The following is a 15,272-nucleotide window of genomic DNA, read 5'->3' on the forward strand; positions in this document are numbered from 1 at the left end:
GTGGTCACGCGGCGATGCGTTCGGACGTCTCGATGTGCGCGCCCAACCTCGTCAGCTTCTCCGGCAGGCCTTCGTAACCGCGGCCGATGTGCTCGACACCGTGCACGCGGTGCCGCCCGCCGGCGACCAGCGCGCCGAGGACCACGGTCGCGACCGCGCGCAGGTCACCGGCGCGGAGGTCCTCTCCACTCGGGCGCAGCGTGCTCGGGCGCACCTCGAGCGCGTGGCCACGCACGGTCAGGTCGGCGCCCAGTTTGCCGAGACCGTCGGCGTAGCCGAACCTGTTGTGCCACACGGCATCCGTCAGCACCGACGGTCCTGTGGCTCGCGAGAGCATGAGGGCGAACAGCGGTTGTGCGTCGCTGTAGGCGAGGTGTGAGGCGGCGACGATCCGCGCGGGCCGGATCTCGTGAGCGCCCTCGACGTCCAGCAGGTCGCCGTCCCAGCGCAGTGGAACCCCCATCTCCGCGAGGTGGCCCAGTTCCGGTGCCAGCCCTTCGCGCACCAGCTCCGGCCGGTCCAGTCGAAGTCGCACGGCCCGGCGGGCCGCCACGGCGATCGCGACGAACGTGACGAGTTCCATGAGGTCGGACGGGAGGTGCGCCGCGGCGGCGCCGATCGGGCCGCCCGCGCCCTCCACGACGATCAGGTCCCGCTCGACCTGCGCGCCGAGAATCCTGGCCAGCTCGACGGTGTCCGGTTTCGGGTACGGGTTGCGCAGCACCGTGGTTCCCCTGGCCGCGGCGGCCAGCAACAGCGCCGTCTTGCTCGCGCCGGAGTAGTGCGGCCCGGTCAGCGTGCCGCTGACCGGCTCGACCTCCGCGAAGTCGGCCAGGTCGATCTCGGTGCCGCGCAGCCCACCGGCGGGCGCGGTCGCCGTGACCGCGTCACCGTCCACTTCGCACACCGCACCGAAGCGGCTCATCACCTCGGCCAGGTGGGCGATCGGACGCTTGCCGCTGCCGCCGCCGATCTGGCAGCCGCCGTGCGCCCCCGACTCGGCACGCCCGGTCGCCGCGAGCAGCGCGGGCAGCAGGTAGGTGCCGCCGTGGACCTGGGTGGACCACCTGGAGTCGATCCGATGCCGCGTCAGCGATCGCGCGTCGACCGTCATCGACCGGGTCGTGGTGTCCAGGACGACCTCCGCGCCCGCGTCGCGCAACATCGCCGCGAGCATGTGGGAGTCCCTGATGTCGGGCACGTTGGTGACCGACCACGGCCGGTCGGACATCGCCGCGGCCGCCAGCACCGGGGCGAGCAGGTGCTTGAAGCCACCGAGCCGAATCGGCCCGCACTCGCCGAGGAGGTCCCCCGTGACGTCCCAGTGCATCACGTCACCTGCAGGAGCAGTTGGGCGACCGCGTTCGTCGCGTAACAGCCGGACGGCAGGAAGAACGATAGCCCGGCCCGCCACCGGCCGGGGAACAGCTCGTCCCGCGCCGCCGAGGTGACCGTCACCTCCGTTTGGACGACCGTGCGGCGGCGGGACACCGTGTGCCGCATCGCTTCGCCGGTCCAGCGGTACTTGTCGTAGCAGGCCGACCGCTGCTCGCCGGCCAGCGCTAGGACCGCGCCGGGGCTCGTAGGGAGCAGGAAGTCGATGCCTTCCTTGGTCGTCGGCACGGCCTGGTCACCTGCGGTCGTGGCGACCAGCTCCGCCACACGGTTGTTCCAGGTGAACGAGGAGTGCGAGCACAGGTAGAAGGACACGATCCGCTGGTCGAGTCCGGCGAAGAACGACTCACCGTCGCCCTCGTGCCTCAACGCCTTCTCGCCCTCCGCCGAGCCGGACGCACGGACCAGCTCCAACGCGGTGTCGTGGTCGCCCGCGAGCAGCGCGCCGCCGATCAGGTGCGTCTGCTTCGGTCCGCCGGGGACGCCGAAGCGTTGGGTGTCGTAGTAGTTCACGAAGAACAGGTCGATCGTGCGCTCGTCGCGCAGCCTGGTCACGAGATCCTCGCCGAGGTCGCGCAGGGTCAGCGCGAACACGTTGCCCACCAGCTCGCCGATCTCGACGGCGCGGTCACCGCGGCCGGCCGGGGACACCGTGACCCATCGCGATCCGTCCTGTGTGGACTCGTTGAACGCCGCGAGCGCCTGCGGGGTCGTGGTGCCGTCGAGGGAGATCGTCTGCTCGGTGACTCCGTCCTCGTCCTTGAGTCCCGCCGCGGAGATCGCCGATCGTGGCACGCCGAACCCGGCGGCCACGCGTTCGATCGCCTCGAAGGTGGTGAACCCCCGCTTGCGCAGCCGGAGGTACTCGTACCTGCCCCCGTCACCGGAGCCGGGACAGGGCAGTGCGGCTTCGCTCACGACGAAGTCCTCTGGCACGGCCTTGAGCACTGCGGAATGCATCGGGTTCTCCTTATGGCTGGGAAACCGGCGAAGTCCATGACCGGGGTATCACTGCGCAGTGGTCTTCCTGGGCCTCCGATGGACGCCGGTCAGGAATGGGTGGCATCGCGCTTCACTCCGTCCGAAGTGGACTCCGCCGGGTTCGCCTCGACCGTACGAGCCCGTGCCGGCCTCTGTCGCGCCGCATTCCGCACCGCGAAACCGGGCGCCGAATCATTCCGTGGTGAGAAACCGCGGCCCATCGGCGCGCCGGAACGGCCGACGATGACGGCGAAACCTCGGTAGGAGTGAGCGAAGGAGTGGGCATGCTCAGGGTTCTCGTCGTGTGGCCGCCGCACGTGCCCAGCTATTTCAACGCAGGCCACCACACGCCGTTGTTCGGCGTGGCCGGCTATCTGCGCCGGATGCCGGAGGTCGAGCACGTCGACACGTGCGAGGCGGGCGTGCTCAACATGAACTGGAAGGCCGTCGGCGACCTGCTGTACCAGGGCCGCTACGACGTGATCGCGGTGATGAACGACTTCGACGCCGTCGACGGGCTGGACCGCTTCGTGATGTACGCCCGCGAGCTGGCGCCCGCCGCGAAGCTGATCACCTTCGGCAGGTTGAGCAGCATGAACCCGGGCTACTTCGCCAACTACGACCTGGATGCCATCGTGCGGTCCGGCGACTACGAGGCTGGCGTCGCCCACTTCGTGCGCGCGGTCGCCGCCGGCGGGCCCACCGGAGCGCTGCCCGGCACCGCGGTCAGGACCGGCGAAGAGTGGCAGGTGCCGACGGTCGCCGGGGACGCGCTGCAGCCCGACGACTGGGCGCTGCCCGACATCAGCGAGATCCCCTACGAGGCCTACGACCGGCTCTACGCGCGCGACGACCACAAGTTCTGCGGCATCCCCTTCCGGCGCGAACTGGTCGTCACCGCGGCACGGGGTTGCCCGATCGGCTGCTCGTTCTGCGAGGTCCCGCAGATCTTCGGCCTTCGTGAACGCCGGCTGTCCGTGGACCAGGTCGTCGAGTACATCGGCCGCAGCTTCGCCGTCGCGCCGTTCGAGTACGTCGCGTTCTACGCGCCCACGTTCACGCTCGACCGGAAGTGGACCGAGGAACTGTGCAGGCGGTTCATCGCGGGCCCGGTCTCGCCGAAGTGGAAGTGCGCCACGACCGTCCGCCACCTCAGCGCCGACCTCGTCAGGTTGATGGGGGAGTCCGGGTGCGTGCGCATCTCGGTGGGCCTGGAGACGCTGGAGTCCGACGGTCACGGCAGCCTGCCGCGCGTCAAGCGCACCGAGGAGGAACGCTTCCGGGAGCTGTCCGAGTGGTGCGTGGCGGCGGGGATCGAGCTCAACGCGTTCGTCATCGTCGGGTTGCCCGGCACCACGCCGGAAGGCATCCGCCGCACGGTGGAGGTCGCCCGTGAGGTCGGCGCCCGCGTGCGTCCGACGATGTACGCGCCGTTCCACGACCTGCACCCGGCGATGACCCCGCTCGAGATCAGCCGGTACAACCGTCAGCTCATCGCCGCGGCCGGGGATCCCGCGGAGAGGGCCGAGCTGTACTCGTTCCTCTTCGGCCGCGAGGACCGGCTGACCGCGGTGCACGAGAACGTTCCGCGCAAGCGGGAGGTGGCACAGCGATGACCGGCCGGCTCGCCGCGACGTCCTTCCCCGTCGTACCGGGAGCGCGCGGCCTGCGCCGTCCGCCGCGACCGGACACGCCGGGCCTGGTCAACCTGAAGAGCTGCGAGCTCCAGCACCCCGTCGCGGACGGCCTGGTGCGCGACGCGGTGCGGGACCTGCGGACCGGGCTCGTGCGGAGCTACCCGCAGCAGCGGGACCTGCTCGCGGCGCTCGCGGCCTACCACGGCGTCGACGAGCCGGAACTCGTGCTGACCGCGGGATCGGATCTCGCGATCGGCCTGCTGGTGGACGCGTTCGCCGTGGCGGCGGGCGGACTGATCCTGCCGGAGCCGTCGTTCGAGGCGTGGCGGTACTACGCGACGCTGCGCGGTGTGCCGGTGGCCGCCGTTCCTCAGCTCACCGGGCCGCGGCATGCGCTGGACTGCGCGCCGTTGCTCGCGGCGATGCGGTCGAGCCCTCCTCGCGTCGTCGCGGTGACCAACCCGGCCAGCCCCAGCGGTCTGCTGTTGTCCCGGCACGAGATCGTGGAACTGGCCGAGGCGGCGGAGGCCCACGGCCATCTCCTCGTGGTCGACGAGTGCTACGGCGCCTACACCTCGACGACCCACGTCGATCTGCTGGGCAGGTTCCGCCGGCTCGTCGTCGTCCGGTCCTACTCGAAGTCCTTCGCGCTGGCGGGGGCGCGCATCGCCGCCGTGTTCGCGCACGAGTCGATCGCGGCGCAGCTCGGTGCCTTCCACCCCGCCGGACCCGTGTCCGGGCCCGCCATCGGACTGCTGCGCGGACTGCTGGACCGGGCGGACGAGTTCGCCCGCGTCTGGCGCGACGTGGCGGCGATCAGGGACGAGTTCGCCGCCCGCGTCCTGCGCACTCATCCGGCCTGGACCGCGCTACGGCCCGGCGGCAACTTCGTCACCCTGGCGACGGGCTCGCCCGACGCACCGGCGCGGGTCACGGAGTTCCTGCGTGCCAGGGGTTTCCGGATCCGCGCCCTGGACGGGCTACCCGGTCTCACCGGATGCCTGCGAGTGTCGATGACCGACGCCGCGACCATGAGTCTGGTCGCGGCGACCCTCGCCGAGGTGGACGACGATGGCCATCCCCGCTGACGTCCCGGTACCCCGCCGCATCGCGGTCCTGGGCAGCCCCGGCAGCGGCAAGTCGGCGTTCTGCCACCGGCTCGCCGCCGCGGGCCCGCCGCTCTTCCACCTCGACGACCTGTACTGGTGGCCCGGCTGGCGCCGGACGCCGGAGCCGCGGTGGCGAGCACTCGTCCAGCGGCTCGCGGCACAGCCCGAGTGGATCATCGACGGCAACTACGCGCCGACGGCGGGCTTCCGGCTGGAACGGGCGGACCTGGTGGTGCTGCTCGACTACCACCCGCTGCTGTGCGCGTGGCGCACGCTGCGCCGCAGCGTGCGCCTGCGGCGGGGAAGCGCGGAGGAGTACCTGCCGCGGCGCCTGCGTGCCACCGCCGACCCGTACGTGCGCGACCTGAAGGCGTTGCTGGGCAAGGTGCTCGCGTTCCGCCGGAAGGACCTGGCCTCGATGCGGCCCGTCCTGAGCGCGGCGGCCGGGCGCGTGGTGGTGTGCCGGACCCCGGCGCGGGCCGAGCGGGTGCTGGCCGAGCTGACGTCCGCGATCAGCGCGTCGCCGCGGCCGGGCGCCACTGCCGGACCAGGCCTGGTGCCCTGCGACTGCGTCGCGCGACCACCGAAACGATGAGGGGAAGAACCATGTCCGCACCGCCGTCCACGAGGTCGGTGTTCGCGTTGTCCTGCCTGACGGCACGGATCGACGTCCACACCGACCTGCCGGAGATCCAGCTGATGGCCACGAGCGCCCTCAGCCCCAACGTGACGGTCCACGACACGTCGCTGGACGCACAGGTGCGCGTCCACGTCACCCGGCAGCCGGGGCTGGGGCTGCCCGCCAAGGACTCGCTGGCGAGGCTGCCCCAGATGTGGATCCACGGCGACGGACCCCGGTTCGTCGTGCTGGAGAAGGACCCGGACCGCACCGTGCTGGTCCGCGACAGCGAGCCGGACTCGGAACCGATGCTGGTCTCGACCCGGCCGGGCAGCGGCGACATCCACCTGACCATCGACGGCGGGCTCGGCGCTCCGACGTTGCGCGCGGTCGTCCGCTTCCTGCGCTTCGTGGTCGGGGCGCAGCTCGTCGGTGCCGGGGTGCCCATGCACCACGGTTCGTCGGTCTCGGTCGACGGCCGTGCCGTGCTGCTGATGGGCCGCAAGAACAGCGGGAAGTCCACCCTCTCGTTCCTCGCGAGCACCTTGGCGGGCAACGACTTCGTCAGTGACGACACAGTGGCGACCTGGACCGGCGATGCGGGCGGTCTGGTCACCTCGGGATGGCCGAAGAGGGTCGCGATCAGCGTCGCGGTGCTCGCGGAGCATCCCAGCGGTCCGAGGTTCGCGGCCGCGCCACTGCGCCGGCCGGGCCAGCCGGAGATCCCCCTCTCCGGCCAGGTGACGTCGTGGGCGCTCGGCGACCGGCGGCGCATCCACGTGGACATGGACGAGTTCGTGGAGTACGCGGGGATCAACGCGGTGACCGGGGTCCAACCGGCTGCTGTGATCCTGCCGGCGGCGGACTTCCGGCAGAAGGGCTGGCGGATCGAGGACGCCACCGGCGACGAGTGGTGCGGCGAGCACGAGATCACCAACGACGCCCTGCGCGACCTCACCGACTACCTCGGCCTGCTTCCGCCCACGAAGGCGCAAAGCGACACCAGAGCCTGGGTGCTGGCCGAACTGCGCGGCCTGCCGGTCGTGCGGGTGCGGTACGGGCCGGACGTGAACGCCGACTTCCCGGCGTTCTGGGCCGAGGTGACCCGTGCCGCCGGTCTGCCGGGAGGCCCGAGGTGACCGGCGTGACGGAGGTGGGCGGGGTGAACTTCCGCGTCGTCGCCGCCGGGGGAGTACCGGGGGGACGGCTGCTGCGCTCCGGTGACAGCACGGCGTTCACCGCCGCCCAGTCCGAGAACCTGGTGGCGGAGCTGGGTTTGCGCACGGTGGTCGACCTGCGTTCTCCCGCCGAGATCGACCGCTACGGCCCGCCGCTCGCGTTGGTCGGCGCCGGGGTGAGGTGGCTTTCCCTGCCGCTGGACGGGTATCCGCGTGAGTCGGTTTCCGCGCGCAGGCCCGGTGTCGGCGACCGTGTCGAGTACCTGCGGGCGATCCTCACGTCCTCGGCGCCCGGCCGGTGGGCCGCGCTGGTCGCGGGGCTCGCGGAGGTGGCGGCCGAGCCGTTCCTGCTCACCTGCCACTTCGGCAAGGACAGGACCGGGGTCGCGGTGATGCTCGCGCTCGCGCTCGCGGACGCGTCCGAAGAGGACATCGCGGCCGACTACGCGGCCGGTGCCGCCGATCTCGCCGCGAACGTGGACCGGTTCCAGGACAAGTGGATCCGGCGCGGGCACAGCCGCGAGGACTACCTGGGCCGGATGCGCACCAGCCCCAAGACCGCGATCGAGTGGCTGAGCTGGATGCGGCGGACCTACGGCGGCGCGGAGGCCGCGCTGGTCGCCGCGGGTGCCGCGCCGGCGGACGTCGCACGCCTTCGCGGGGTGCTGTCGTGACCGCGCCGGAGATCGTGAGTCCGGCGCCGCGTGACGTCTGGCAGTCCATTGTGGACCACGATGTCGCCGGAACGCCGGTGTCGCAGACCCCGCAGTGGCGCGACGCGGTCTGCGGCGCCTGGCGGGGCAGGGACGTGAGCCGCCTCTACCGGTGGGACGACGGCACCAGCCTGGTCGTGCCGCTGGTGCGGGGGAGGCTGCGTCCCGCGGCGATGGCGGAGCAGTCGTCCTGGCCGCTCGGCTGGGGGATCGGCGGTGCGCTCTCCTACGGCGAACTGTGCGAGGACAAGGCCGACGTGGTCGTCCGCGACCTGATGGCGCAGCCGGTGCGGTCCACCTACCTGCGCCCGGACCCCCGTGACGACGCGGTCTGGCGCGCGGTGCTGCCGCCGGCCGCCGTCGCGAACCCCCGCATGACGCAGGTCCTGGAACTGTCCGGCGGCTTCGGGCACGTGTGGAAGCACCGCTACACCTCGGCCCGGCGCAACGACGTCCGCCGGGCGGAACGCGCGGGACTGGACGTCGAGGTGGACGACACCGGCCGGTTCCTGCCGCTGTTCGAGCGGTTCTACCGGCAGGCGGTCGACCGCTGGGCGCGGCGCGACGGGGTGCCGCTGGTCAGGGCGAGGTGGCAGGCGAGGCGCAGGAACCCGCCGCGCAAGTTCGCCGCGGTCGTCCGCCACCTCGGCCCGGCGTGCCGGTTGTGGGTCGCGAGCCTGCGCGGAGAGCCGGTGGCCGTGACGATGATGCTGCACCAGGGCACGCACGTCACCTACTGGCAGAGCGCGATGGACAAGGAGATCGCCGCGCGCTCGTGCGCCGTTCCCTATCTGGTGTCCCTCGCGATCGAACAAGCCTGTGCGGAGGGCGGGGCCTGGTTCAGCTTCGGCGACACCCATCCCGGCACGTCCGTCACGCGGTTCAAGACCGGGTTCGGCCCCACCGAACACCACAGCGCGGGGTACTGGATTCCCGGCGCCGGGAGGAGCGGCAGGAGATGAAGGACAGGCACTGGAGGACCGAGTACCGGGTCGGACCGTTCGTGGTCTGGGCGACCTCGCTCGACTCCGAGGAACGCCGCCGCGGCGCCGCCTCGGCCGAACCCGCGGACGTGGGGCTGTACCTCGACGAACGCTGGTACGGCCACGCCGACGCGAGGAACCGCTGGTTCGTGCCGTGGGAACAACTGCGCGCACCGGACGACGTCGACGTCCTGGTCGAGCGGCTCGCGGACGTGGTGCTCGCTCTGCGTGGCGGTGCCACCGTCGAGGTCGCGTGCTTCGCCGGGCACGGCCGGACCGGGAGCGTGCTCGCGTCACTCGACATCGCGCTGGGCGCCGAACCGGCAGCCGCCGTCGCGCGCGTTCGCGAGCAGTACTGCGGGCGGGCGATCGGCACCGAGGAGCTGGAGGAGTTCGTTCACCGCGTTCCCGCACTGCTGGCGGCCAGGGGGCCGCAGTCCACGTCCGATGTGATCGAAGGAGTGTCATGACCGCCGACCTGGTTCGTTTCACCTCCGCCGCCCGGCGCGAGGACCCGTTCCCCTGGTACCACGTCACGGAGACGCTGGCGCCGGAGTGGGCGGAGCTGCTGCTGAAGACCTTCCCCGAGGACGGTTTCACCAAAGTGGGCCGCGCCGGGGGCGAGAAGTCGTACACGATGCGGGTGCGCGGGCTGCATCCCGCCGCGGCCGGCGACCTGCCGCAGCCGTGGGACGAGTTCCTCGGCCACGTCGTCGGGACCGCCTACCGGGAGAACGTCGAGCGGCTCACCGGCCTGTCGCTGGAAGGGCTGCGGATCGAGGTCAACCTGTGGCGCTACGACCAGGAAAGCTGGCTCGACCCTCACGTGGACAAGCAGAACAAGGTCGTCACGCAGGTGTTCTACTTCAACCGGGACTGGCCGTCGGACGGGGGCGGCGACCTGTTGCTGCTCGGCTCCTCCTCGGTCGGTGACGTGCGCGAGCGCGTGGCGCCCGAGCTCGGCAGCAGCGTGATCCTGGTGCGCGGAGAGAACTCGTGGCACGCGGTGGCGAAGGGTGGCCGCGCGGGAGGCGGTGAACGCCTCTCCGCACAGGTCGTCTTCCACCACGACTGATCCGTCACGACAGTCACGGGGTGGACGCCTTCCACGGCGTCCACCCCGTTCGTCGTCCCAGGGCGGTCACGAAGACCGCGCGCTCGTGGTCGCGTTCCCCCACCGTTTCGGGGCAGTGCATGACGTTGTGGCGTTCGTCGGTCGCGAACTCCGTCCGGATGGCGCGCTTGACCGCTCCGGTGCGGCGCAGCGCGTCCTCGCCCAGCACCGCGAGCAACAGCATCGGCCCGCTCACCAGGTACTCGAGGGTGAGCGGGCCGTCTGCTTCGTCGAGCTTGTCCGGGTACCACCGCGCGGCGGTGTCCGTGGTCAGCCAGAGCGTGCCGACCCGCTGGACCTCCAGACCGTCGTCGAGCAGGCGCGAGTGCACGGTGCACGACAGCCCACGGCGCACGCCATCGGGCTTCACCAGGGCGTGGCCGGAGCCGGCGAGACCTGCCGGCCCGCGGAAGAAAGCCGAGTAGGACATTCGCCCATTGATTGACCGGAAACCCCGCCGTGTCAAGTCCGGTTTCGAGGTGCGGAATATCGCTCCGGTTTGCTCGGAGATCGCGGAACCGATTGATAGAAATGTCCTGTACGAAAACCGGCCACCCGCTGAGAGCGGGAATGCCACTCACGAGAAAGAGGTATCGAGATGACTCGCAACCACGCCTCCCTGCTCCGCCCCCGCCTGGACAAGATCCAGCCCCGCAAGGTCTGAACTGCGGTAACTGATTGACCGCGCCGCCGCGGAAAGGGAACTCCCTTTCCGCGGCGCCGCCGATCGAGCACACTTCCGACGAAGGCGGGATTTCCATGGTTGTATCCGGACGGAGCCCGGTGGAGGCTCCCCGCGTGCCGGTGGTCGCCGTGGTCGACGAAAGGCTTCAGACCACCAGTCTGAGCCTGACGGTCGGTTACGGGGCCCGCAACGACCCGCCCGGTCTCGGCGGTGTCGCCCATTTGCTCGAACACCTGTTGATGTCGGTGCCGGCGGGCGGCGTGCCCTCGTTGTGCGAGCACGTCGAACGGCTCGGCGGCCACGCCAACGCCCTGACCGGCCCGGAGCTCATGCAGTTCTACGCGCAGGTTCACGCCGACGACGCCGACGAGATCGCCGAACTGCTGCTGACGGCCGTGCTGACCCCGGACATCGGCGCCGGCCACCTCGACGCGGAACGGGCCGTCGTCCTCCAGGAGCTCGCGACCGGTGCGGCCGACCCTGCCGACGCCGTGCAGGACGGCTTCGCCGCGGAGCTGTTCGCGGGCCACGAACTCGGCCGCCCCGTGGGCGGCGTTCCCGCGGAGCTCGGTGCCGTGACCGTTGAGGACGTGCGCCGCGAACACGCGGAGTCCTTCCTCTCCGCCCCGATGACGCTCGTCGTCGTGGGACCACGCGTGCCCAAGCCGCTCACCGGGGCACCCGGCGAGCCGCCGGGCACCCGTCTGACCGCCCGTGCGGCACCGGTCCCCGTCCGTCAGACGGCCCCTCCGGTCTGGCCCGCCGGTGAAAGCCTGTGCTGGGTCTGCGTGGGCGCGCCGTCACCTCCGGCGGGTCATCCGGACCAGCCCGCCTTCACGGTGCTCGCGAAGCTGCTGGGGTCCAGCCCGTCGTCCCTGCTCTACCGGGCGCTGCGCGGCGAGGAGGGGCTGGCGTACTCGTTCCAGGCCTGGAACCGCGGCTACAGCGACACCGGTCTCTGGCGCCTGCTCGCGGGCGTCGATCCCGGCAACGCGGGCAGGCTCCTCGAGGTCGTGCACGAGCTGCTCGACGGCCTCGCAGGCGCGGGGCCGTCGCCGGACGACCTCGACGCGGCACGCAGGCAGGCCACGATGAGTCTGGTGTGCGACGCCGAGGTGCCGCTGGAGTACGCGAACCTCATCGGCGCGCGCGGGTACGCGGGCACCGTCGCCTGGTCGGTGCCGGACGAGCTCGCGCGCCTGGCCGCGGTCACCGCGGACGACGTCCGCGCCGCCGCCGCACGGGTGGCGGACGGTCTGCGCGTCAGCGTGCGCCCGGAGGCGTCATGAGCGCCCCCGTCGTCTCCGGCTACCTCGCCTGGGCCAGGGAGTCCGGCCTGCTGGGCGACTTCCGCGGACTGTCCTATGTGGCCGATTCCTACACCGACCCGCTGACGGGCCGCAGGCAGGTGCTGGTCGAGCACTCCGAGCGGGCACTGACCGAGGACGCAGATCTCCTGGCGGCCTTCACCTCCGAGCTCGCCCGCCTGCACCCCGGCGCGACGGCCGCGCTGCTGCGCCTGGCCCCCGACGTCGTGCTGCCCGAGCCGTGGCGCAGGCAGATCACCTACATCCGGCTGGACGTCGACGCCCACCCCGCCGGTGCCCTCGACGTGACGAGGGCTGATGCCGGCCACGACGGGCTGATCCGCGACTGGCTGGTGACGGCCTTCGAGGCGGCGTGCCGGGAGACCGGTCAACCCGTCGCCGACGCCCTCGCGGTCGCCGAGAACCTGCTGTCCCAGCCGGATCGGGTGTCGCTGCTCGTCTGGAACGGGGACGTGCCCGCCGGTCACGTCACGCTGCTGTGCGAGGCGCGGGACGAGGTGACCGGCGAGGACTTCGTCGAGCTGGTCGACAGCCTCGTCGAATCCGTCGTGGACGTCCGTCAGGCCACGACCGCCCTGAGCCGTGCGGCGGCCGACCACGCGACGGCGCTGGGACTGCCGTTGTACGGCAACGTGGTGCACGACGTCTCGACCGGCAAGGCCGACCGCGTCCTCGCCTCGCTGGCGAGGCTCGGCTGGAGGCCGTCCCACCGGTTCTGGCACGCACCGCTGGGGGAGTCGTCATGACACCCTTCGTGGACCGCCTCGACCTGGGGTTGATGCGCGACCTGCTCGGTGTCGGCGAGTACGAGTCCGATCGCGCCGTGTTGCGCGCGGCCCGCTCCGCGGCGCCACCGCTCTCGCAGACCGTGATCTCGGTCGCCGCGCGCGGCGAGATGCCGATCGGCAGCGGGAGCGCCGACGAACTGCGTCGTGCCCGTTCCCGCGCCGCCCGGTACGCGTCGCTGCACGAGGCGATCAGCGCCGTCACGCCGGCGCGGATGCTCAAGGGATCCTCCATCGCCCGCTTCTATCCGCCCGGCCTGGTCCGCGCCGGCAACGACGTCGACCTGCTCGTGCCGGACGAAGTCTCGCTGTGGAAGGCCGCGCGCGTGGTGTGCGACCGTGCCGAGATCACGTCGGCCGACGTCTCGGTGCTCTGCCTCGACGGCCGGGCGCACCTGGTGCTCGCCCTGTCGTGGGAGTCGGAGGACCCGCTGCTGGACCGGGACTTCCGTGCCGAGATCAGCACGCTCGCGCTCGTCGGCGACTACCGCCGGGTGAAGCCCAGGACGACGTTGCCGGACGACGGCCCACTGGCGGCACTGGTGTGCCTGGCTGAGGAGCGGTTCCAGCGCGAGTTCGGCGTCAGGGACGTTCTGGACACGCTGTTGATGTTCGACGACCACCCGCCGGGGCCTGCCGAGATCGCGGCCACCGCCGCCGAGTACCAGCGCGCCCCGGAACTGCTGGAGCTGCTGACGGCCGCGCTCGCCGTCCACGACTCGCCTGGGCTCGCGCAGGGCGCCGAGGCGCTGCGCGAGCCCGCCGCGGCCGAGGAACGGCGGCGGTCCGCGGCGACGCCCGACGTGCTCCCGGTCGTCGAAGCCCGGCTCGAGGCCGGACTGCCGGTGTACGGCCTGCCCCTGCGTGAGGCGCGGCGGGACTGGCCGGTGAGCCACCTGCACCGCGCGAACGGCCTGCACCTGCTCCGCACGCCCGTGGGCGACTTCCTGATGGTGGCGACCGAGGTCGTGTCCCCGGAGGACCACGAGGCGGCGTTGCGGGAACTGGACTCGCTGGACGAGGAGGAGCGGTGAACGTCGCCGTCGAGACTCAGGCGCTGCGCAGGGTGTTCGAGGGGCGTGGCGGAGAGGTCGTCGCACTCGGCTCGGTCGACCTGGCCGTCGGCACGGGTGAGGTGCGTGGCCTGCTCGGTCCCAACGGGGCCGGGAAGACCACGCTGTGCAAGATCCTCTCCACCGTGCTGCTGCCGAGCGCCGGTGAGGTGCGCGTGCTCGGCCACGACGTGGCACGGGAGACGCTCGCCGTCAAACGGCTGATCGGCGTCGTCTTCGGCGGCGACCGCGGCCTGTACGGGCGGCTCGACCCGAAGCAGAACCTCCGGTTGTGGGGCGCGCTCTACGGGTTGCACGGCCGCGCGCTCGCCCGCCGGGTGGACGAACTGCTCGACCGCGTCGGTCTCACCGACCGGGCGAACGATCGCGTCGACGACTTCTCGCGCGGGATGAAGCAGCGCCTGCACCTCGCCCGCGGCCTCGTGAGCGATCCCGGCGTGCTGATCCTCGACGAGCCGACCTCCGGCATGGATCCGGTGGCGGCGCGCGACTTCCGCGTGCTGATCGGGGAACTGCGGACGGAGGGCAGGACCATCCTGCTGACGACGCACGACATGGCGGAGGCCGAGGCGGTCTGCGACCAGGTCACGCTCATCGACAACGGCACGCTGCTCGCGACCGACACGCCACAACGCCTGGCCGCCAGTCTGTCCACTGTGGAACGGATCGAGGCGGACGGGGTGCCGCCGGACGTGGTCGCGCGCATCCGGCCCATGCCGGGTGTGGCCTCGGTCCGCTCCCTTGCCCCCGAGCGGGTCGAGGTCGACACCACGTCCGCCGAAGGCACCCGGGAGGTGCTGACCTGTCTGGTCGGTGCCGGGGTGACGAGCGTGCGCACCGTGCGGCCCAGCCTGGAGGAGGTCTACCTCCACGTGATCGGCGACCGCGGGATGCTGGTGTCCAAATGAGACTGTTCTGGAGTGTCGCCCGGTTCCAGGCCGTGCTCGCGAGCCGGGCGCCGGACACCGTGCACGTGCTCGTCGTCGCGCCGCTCTACACCGTGGTGTTCCTCGCGATCAGCGACCACGCGGACCGCTCCGACCTCGCGCCGTACGCGGTGCTGGCCCCGGTGCTGATGTCGCTGTGGTCGCTCGCGCTGCTGACCGCGGGCGACCTGATCAGACGGGAACGCTCGCGCGGAACGCTGGAGGCGATGGTCGCCACGCCGGCCTCGTTCGCCGTGGTCGTGATCGCGAGGATCACCACGGTCACGATGATCAGCCTGGTCAGCTTCGCCGAGTCGTGGGTGGTCGCGTTGCTGTTGTTCGACACCGTGATCGTGATCGAACACCCGGTGGCGCTGGTGTCCTGCCTGCTGGTGTCGGCACTGGCGATGGCGGGCACGGCGAGCGCCATGGCGGGCCTGCACGTGCTGGTGCCGACCGCGCGCACGCTGCAGAACACGCTGACGTATCCCATCTACCTCCTCGGCGGGGTCCTCGTGCCGGTCAGCTACCTGCCGGAGTGGCTGCAACCGCTCAGCCGGCTCGTGTTCCTGTCGTGGAGCGCCGACCTGCTGCGCGCGGCGCTGGCGCCCCAGCCCGTGACCGACCTGGTGCCGCGGCTCGGCGCCATCGCCGGGCTGGGGGCGGCCGGGTGCGCCGTCGGCGTCGTGATGATCGGCCGGATCCTGCGCAGGGTCCGGTACACCGGAACGCTGGCTCGGTCCTGA

General features: G+C 71.8%; 16 protein-coding genes. 13 read left to right on the plus strand and 3 right to left on the minus strand.

Features of this window, described 5'->3' with window-relative positions; all coding sequences use genetic code 11:
* Positions 1–4: 4 nt before the first annotated feature.
* Both ACIQF0_RS37020 and truD read right to left on the minus strand, forming a co-directional pair.
* Positions 5–1,330: a hypothetical protein gene (locus ACIQF0_RS37020; RefSeq protein WP_401037660.1), complete on the minus strand. Its 1,326-nt coding sequence runs from the start codon at positions 1,328–1,330 to the stop codon at positions 5–7.
* Entirely contained in the window at positions 1,330–2,355 is a 1,026-nt protein-coding gene (truD, locus tag ACIQF0_RS37025; protein WP_401037662.1) for a tRNA pseudouridine(13) synthase TruD, read from the minus strand. The genes ACIQF0_RS37020 and truD overlap by 1 nt, the downstream gene beginning before the upstream one ends.
* A gap of 305 nt (positions 2,356–2,660) precedes the next feature.
* Here truD and ACIQF0_RS37030 point away from each other — a divergent pair, with 305 nt between their 5' ends.
* Genes ACIQF0_RS37030 through ACIQF0_RS37065 form a run of 8 tightly spaced genes read left to right on the plus strand, consistent with a single transcriptional unit; the run spans position 2,661 to position 9,690 of the window.
* Positions 2,661–3,992, plus strand: a complete 1,332-nt coding sequence (locus tag ACIQF0_RS37030; protein ID WP_401037664.1) for a B12-binding domain-containing radical SAM protein — start codon at positions 2,661–2,663, stop codon at positions 3,990–3,992.
* Positions 3,989–5,101 (plus strand): aminotransferase class I/II-fold pyridoxal phosphate-dependent enzyme, encoded by a 1,113-nt coding sequence (locus tag ACIQF0_RS37035; RefSeq protein ID WP_401037667.1) that lies wholly within the window; start codon positions 3,989–3,991, stop codon positions 5,099–5,101. Before ACIQF0_RS37030 ends, ACIQF0_RS37035 begins: the two co-directional genes overlap by 4 nt.
* Positions 5,085–5,717, plus strand: coding sequence for a hypothetical protein (locus tag ACIQF0_RS37040; RefSeq protein WP_401037670.1), 633 nt, complete (start codon positions 5,085–5,087; stop codon positions 5,715–5,717). Before ACIQF0_RS37035 ends, ACIQF0_RS37040 begins: the two co-directional genes overlap by 17 nt.
* An 11-nt stretch (positions 5,718–5,728) precedes the next feature.
* Positions 5,729–6,880, plus strand: a complete 1,152-nt coding sequence (locus tag ACIQF0_RS37045) for a hypothetical protein (RefSeq protein ID WP_401037672.1) — start codon at positions 5,729–5,731, stop codon at positions 6,878–6,880.
* 5 nt (positions 6,881–6,885) lie between these two features.
* A complete protein-coding gene (locus ACIQF0_RS37050; RefSeq protein ID WP_401037675.1) occupies positions 6,886–7,593 on the plus strand; it encodes a tyrosine-protein phosphatase in 708 nt (235 codons plus the stop codon).
* Positions 7,590–8,594, plus strand: coding sequence for a GNAT family N-acetyltransferase (locus ACIQF0_RS37055; RefSeq protein ID WP_401037678.1), 1,005 nt, complete (start codon positions 7,590–7,592; stop codon positions 8,592–8,594). Before ACIQF0_RS37050 ends, ACIQF0_RS37055 begins: the two co-directional genes overlap by 4 nt.
* Positions 8,591–9,085: a hypothetical protein gene (locus tag ACIQF0_RS37060; RefSeq protein WP_360044672.1), complete on the plus strand. Its 495-nt coding sequence runs from the start codon at positions 8,591–8,593 to the stop codon at positions 9,083–9,085. Before ACIQF0_RS37055 ends, ACIQF0_RS37060 begins: the two co-directional genes overlap by 4 nt.
* Positions 9,082–9,690 (plus strand): 2OG-Fe(II) oxygenase, encoded by a 609-nt coding sequence (locus ACIQF0_RS37065; protein ID WP_401037682.1) that lies wholly within the window; start codon positions 9,082–9,084, stop codon positions 9,688–9,690. The genes ACIQF0_RS37060 and ACIQF0_RS37065 overlap by 4 nt, the downstream gene beginning before the upstream one ends.
* Before the next feature lie 13 nt (positions 9,691–9,703).
* Here ACIQF0_RS37065 and ACIQF0_RS37070 read toward each other — a convergent pair whose 3' ends face one another.
* Positions 9,704–10,159, minus strand: a complete 456-nt coding sequence (locus tag ACIQF0_RS37070; protein ID WP_360044666.1) for a nucleoside-diphosphate kinase — start codon at positions 10,157–10,159, stop codon at positions 9,704–9,706.
* A gap of 353 nt (positions 10,160–10,512) precedes the next feature.
* Here ACIQF0_RS37070 and ACIQF0_RS37075 point away from each other — a divergent pair, with 353 nt between their 5' ends.
* The 5 genes from ACIQF0_RS37075 to ACIQF0_RS37095 are packed head-to-tail and all read left to right on the plus strand — an operon-like array spanning position 10,513 to position 15,272.
* Positions 10,513–11,703, plus strand: a complete 1,191-nt coding sequence (locus ACIQF0_RS37075) for a M16 family metallopeptidase (protein ID WP_401037685.1) — start codon at positions 10,513–10,515, stop codon at positions 11,701–11,703.
* On the plus strand, positions 11,700–12,488 hold the full coding sequence (locus ACIQF0_RS37080) for a hypothetical protein (RefSeq protein WP_401037687.1): 789 nt from the start codon (positions 11,700–11,702) through the stop codon (positions 12,486–12,488). Before ACIQF0_RS37075 ends, ACIQF0_RS37080 begins: the two co-directional genes overlap by 4 nt.
* Positions 12,485–13,561: a hypothetical protein gene (locus ACIQF0_RS37085; RefSeq protein ID WP_401037689.1), complete on the plus strand. Its 1,077-nt coding sequence runs from the start codon at positions 12,485–12,487 to the stop codon at positions 13,559–13,561. The genes ACIQF0_RS37080 and ACIQF0_RS37085 overlap by 4 nt, the downstream gene beginning before the upstream one ends.
* Positions 13,558–14,508 (plus strand): ABC transporter ATP-binding protein, encoded by a 951-nt coding sequence (locus tag ACIQF0_RS37090; RefSeq protein WP_401037691.1) that lies wholly within the window; start codon positions 13,558–13,560, stop codon positions 14,506–14,508. Before ACIQF0_RS37085 ends, ACIQF0_RS37090 begins: the two co-directional genes overlap by 4 nt.
* Positions 14,505–15,272: an ABC transporter permease gene (locus ACIQF0_RS37095; RefSeq protein ID WP_401037693.1), complete on the plus strand. Its 768-nt coding sequence runs from the start codon at positions 14,505–14,507 to the stop codon at positions 15,270–15,272. The genes ACIQF0_RS37090 and ACIQF0_RS37095 overlap by 4 nt, the downstream gene beginning before the upstream one ends.

This window comes from Lentzea sp. NPDC092896 (genome assembly GCF_044754905.1).
GTDB lineage: Bacteria > Actinomycetota > Actinomycetes > Mycobacteriales > Pseudonocardiaceae > Lentzea.

Bases quoted from the DNA above. Each gene is read 5' to 3' on its own strand.
- ACIQF0_RS37020 (WP_401037660.1), bottom strand. From the start codon at position 1,330: ATGCACTGGGACGTCACGGGGGACCTCCTCGGCGAGTGCGGGCCGATT.
- truD (WP_401037662.1), bottom strand. From the start codon at position 2,355: ATGCATTCCGCAGTGCTCAAGGCCGTGCCAGAGGACTTCGTCGTGAGC.
- ACIQF0_RS37030 (WP_401037664.1), top strand. From the start codon at position 2,661: ATGCTCAGGGTTCTCGTCGTGTGGCCGCCGCACGTGCCCAGCTATTTC.
- ACIQF0_RS37035 (WP_401037667.1), top strand. From the start codon at position 3,989: ATGACCGGCCGGCTCGCCGCGACGTCCTTCCCCGTCGTACCGGGAGCG.
- ACIQF0_RS37040 (WP_401037670.1), top strand. From the start codon at position 5,085: ATGGCCATCCCCGCTGACGTCCCGGTACCCCGCCGCATCGCGGTCCTG.
- ACIQF0_RS37045 (WP_401037672.1), top strand. From the start codon at position 5,729: ATGTCCGCACCGCCGTCCACGAGGTCGGTGTTCGCGTTGTCCTGCCTG.
- ACIQF0_RS37060 (WP_360044672.1), top strand. From the start codon at position 8,591: ATGAAGGACAGGCACTGGAGGACCGAGTACCGGGTCGGACCGTTCGTG.
- ACIQF0_RS37065 (WP_401037682.1), top strand. From the start codon at position 9,082: ATGACCGCCGACCTGGTTCGTTTCACCTCCGCCGCCCGGCGCGAGGAC.
- ACIQF0_RS37070 (WP_360044666.1), bottom strand. From the start codon at position 10,159: ATGTCCTACTCGGCTTTCTTCCGCGGGCCGGCAGGTCTCGCCGGCTCC.
- ACIQF0_RS37080 (WP_401037687.1), top strand. From the start codon at position 11,700: ATGAGCGCCCCCGTCGTCTCCGGCTACCTCGCCTGGGCCAGGGAGTCC.
- ACIQF0_RS37085 (WP_401037689.1), top strand. From the start codon at position 12,485: ATGACACCCTTCGTGGACCGCCTCGACCTGGGGTTGATGCGCGACCTG.
- ACIQF0_RS37095 (WP_401037693.1), top strand. From the start codon at position 14,505: ATGAGACTGTTCTGGAGTGTCGCCCGGTTCCAGGCCGTGCTCGCGAGC.